We start from the raw sequence: 3,368 nt of genomic DNA on the forward strand, positions 1-3,368 counted from the left end.
CCGGCACCCTGCCCCGCGCCATGGCCTCCCTGCGCAACCTCGCCATCAGCGTCTTCCGCCAGGACGGCCACACCAACATCGCCGCCGCCCTCCGCCACACCGGCCGCGACTACCACCGGCCCCTACGAGCCCTCGGACTCACGTGACGAACCCAGACAGATCTCGATCATGCAATGACCCTGGCATTCCGCCCTCGGCTACCTCACACCGGTCGAGTTCGAACAGCAACTGATCACGTCACGTACGCTGTCACTCGTCGCATGAAACTCGGTGTCCACTCCCGGGGATCAACCTCAATGGGCGCCTGCACCCTGGACGCGGGCAACAGCGACACCAACCCGCACTGGCTGCACTGCTGGTGGAACCAGTCAGTCACCGAAGCGCAGTGGAAGAACTGCAACACGGGGGCCAAGTGCGGCAACGGTGTGCACCGCTTCACGACGTCCTACGGCGAGCAGCCAGATGCCGGCTCCTACCCGCCGAACTGCTCCATCGGGTCCCTGCCCGCCCACACCTTGGTGGTCGACGACCTGCCCGACGGCACCATCCCCGCGGGAGTCGACACCAGCCGCGGCTGCGGAGCGGTGAAGTCGAGCGGCACGTTCAGCCTCAGCTACGTGCCGTGGGACACCCAGATGGATCTCACCCACGACGGTACGGACAACCCGACCACCGTCACCACGTACCCGGGGAAGATCGACACGCACCAGATCGGCGCGGGCTACGGCAACCACTTCTGGTTCACGCACACCCGCTCGCCGGAGTCCTACCCGGGCAACGAGGACCGGATGAAGGTCACCGGCACGTGGAAGTTGAACGCTCCGCTGACCAACACGACCCGCCAGGCGAAGATCTTCGCGCACATCCCCGACCACGGGGCGCAGACCACCAACGCCGTCTACCGGATCCAGACACCCGAGGGGGAGGAGGAAGCGGCCATCTCGCAGACGGCGAACCAGGCCAACAAGTGGGTGGACCTGGGCGCCTATGAGTTCGGTGATCAGATCCCCGAGGTGCGGCTCGACAACTTCAACGGCGGCAACGGGTCGGCGGACATCGCCTTCGACGCGGTGGCGTTCGTGCCCGGCACGTACAACGGCCTGAAGCTGACTGGCAACATGACGGCCAACCCGACCGCACCGGACCCGGCACCGGTCGAGCCGGACGAAGACATCACCAACGGCCTCTTCTCCGCGGCCGGCACATCCTCGGCGGACGCCGCCACGGCGGCGCCGATGACGATGGCCGCCACGAACACCGCGTCATGCTCGATGGTCATCCACAACCTCAGCCGCAAGCGCACCACCGCCTGTATCCACAGCGACTACGGGATGACGGAGTACTCGAACACCGTTCCGATCGGCAACGCGGCTTTCGATATCTACGCCACGTACTACCTCGCCCCGAAGAGTGCCGAGTTCTCGCAGGTCACCACGATCCGGCTGAAGATGATGGACGGTTCGGCGACCTCCGCGACGCTCGACTACGCGGCCAAGTGCCGCGGCTACTGCACCGTCACCAGCGTCGACTGGAACGGGTCGAAGACCTTCGCCAAGGGCGACACGCTTCTGCGGACCGTCACCACGCGGTTCAAGTGGACGCCCAGCGGCAGCACCAAGAACACGATCACCCCGTACCTGACCCTCGGCGGAAAGGTCGGCAGCACCACGGTCGCCAATCCGGCCGAATTCGAGAATGCCAAGCTGGACGTCCGCTGCGACAGCGAAGGCTCCGGCACCGGCTGTGTGTTCTCGGGGTACATCCCGACGTACGTCATGAACTCCAAGAAGTTCCCGGGAGCCGCCGCGCACATCGACATGATGTGGCGCAAGACCAACATCAAGTGGGGTCAGCGCAGCAGCGGCAAGCCGCTCACGTATCTGGCCAACAAGCTCGCCCCCAACGACACCCAGACGCAGCAGTACCGCAACCGCCAGATCATCTGCGCCAGGAAGTGGAAGACCTACAGCGGGACCGGTCTGTTCACCGACATGTGGACTCTGGACGCGGGCAAGCCCACCACCGACGGTCCGAGCTGTGACGAGTTCAGCTTCGCCAACTCGCTCCAGAGCGCCGGAAACCTCACGGGTCCCAACCCTGTCCAGTACAGCGGCGCGGAGTGCGTGCAGACCTATCTGCGGCGCAACCCCGACGACACCATGACGCTGCACCTGCGCCCGAACACCCCGGCCCCGACGTGGAAGGAGCCCTGCGGCCGGTCCTCGATGTCGAAATGGCAGAACACCCAGTCCATGCAGCCGTTCGGCACCTTCATCGGTGAGCAGCGGTTGTTGGAGGACGACAACTACTGGCTCGACCTCGACGGATTCACCGCACCCGCTCCGTAAGGACCGCAAGGCCCGTAAGGAAAGGTCCAGGTCCCCTCGGCCATGCGCCGGGGGGACCCCCCTTCCTCACGACCAGACGAGGCGTCCTTCCGTGAAGGAGCCGTAGGGGTGGGTCCCGTCGGCGATCCGCTGGAGCACTCCGGCCACCGAGTCGAAGTAGTCCGCCAGGGATGCGTACGTGCCGGTGGCGATGTTCTCGCCCACGAACCACTTGCCGATACGTCCGTCCCGGGCGTCGAGGAAGAGGCCCGTCCAGCTGTCCTGATCGGACACGATCGGGATCCACTCCGCGCGCCAGGGCATGGGATGGTTCCCGTACAGCCACTCGATCGCGCGGATGCCGAGGAAGAAGCTCCCTTCGTCCGGGAAACCGGCGAATCCGGCGAACCCGACGTAGCCCGGATCCTCGACCTCCTCTTCGGGGAGATCCAGGTTGTTCTGCAGCAGCCAGGCCCGAAGATCCCCGGGCAGAGCGATGCCCATACGTGCCTCGGCGGCCCGGAGCATCTGCTCCGTAGCCGGTCCGGGCAGATCCGCGTGATCGGCCGGAGCATGCTCCCGGAGGAGATTCATTACGCGGGACCAGCTCTCCACCACACTCATTCCCCGCTGCCCCTCTCTGCACGGATTCGCTAGGCCACTCAACGGGCTCACCTACTGTAGCCGGATAGCGGGTCTTCGAATTTAGTGGGGGTGTGGCGGTGACGGCCTGGCAGGGGTCGAGCAACAGCGTCATGCCCCATCGATCCGAACCAGCTCAGAGGCTTCGCCCGCGCCTCAGCGCCAGGGACTTTTCAGGGACTTTCAGCGCTGTCCGAGGGACTTTCCGCCGCGTAACGCGGCAAGCCCCCGAAAGACCGGAAAGGGCCTCCGTCGCAGGTCAGCAGCGCAGCGCGCCTTCGGCGCGCGCCGTGGGCGTGGTAAATCCCGTGGCGTGCGCCGGGGGTGCTTCTGTCTGCCCTGACGTGAGTTGCTACGGGTCCGGGACGCTGGAGGGGTTCGTTCCGGCCGAAACCGAGG

The 3,368-nt window shown here is 65.9% G+C and carries 2 protein-coding genes; one reads left to right on the top strand and one right to left on the bottom strand.

What is annotated here, in order from left to right; genetic code table 11:
* The first annotated feature begins 296 nt into the window (after positions 1-296).
* Positions 297-2,348: a golvesin C-terminal-like domain-containing protein gene (locus tag QMZ92_RS35745; protein ID WP_283302099.1), complete on the top strand. Its 2,052-nt coding sequence runs from the start codon at positions 297-299 to the stop codon at positions 2,346-2,348.
* 66 nt (positions 2,349-2,414) lie between these two features.
* Here the strand turns inward: QMZ92_RS35745 and QMZ92_RS35750 are convergent, their stop codons facing one another.
* On the bottom strand, positions 2,415-2,951 hold the full coding sequence (locus QMZ92_RS35750) for an SMI1/KNR4 family protein (RefSeq protein WP_283302103.1): 537 nt from the start codon (positions 2,949-2,951) through the stop codon (positions 2,415-2,417).
* Positions 2,952-3,368 lie beyond the last annotated feature (417 nt).

The organism is Streptomyces sp. HNM0645 (assembly GCF_030056615.1).
GTDB classification, from domain to species: Bacteria; Actinomycetota; Actinomycetes; order Streptomycetales; family Streptomycetaceae; genus Streptomyces; species Streptomyces marianii.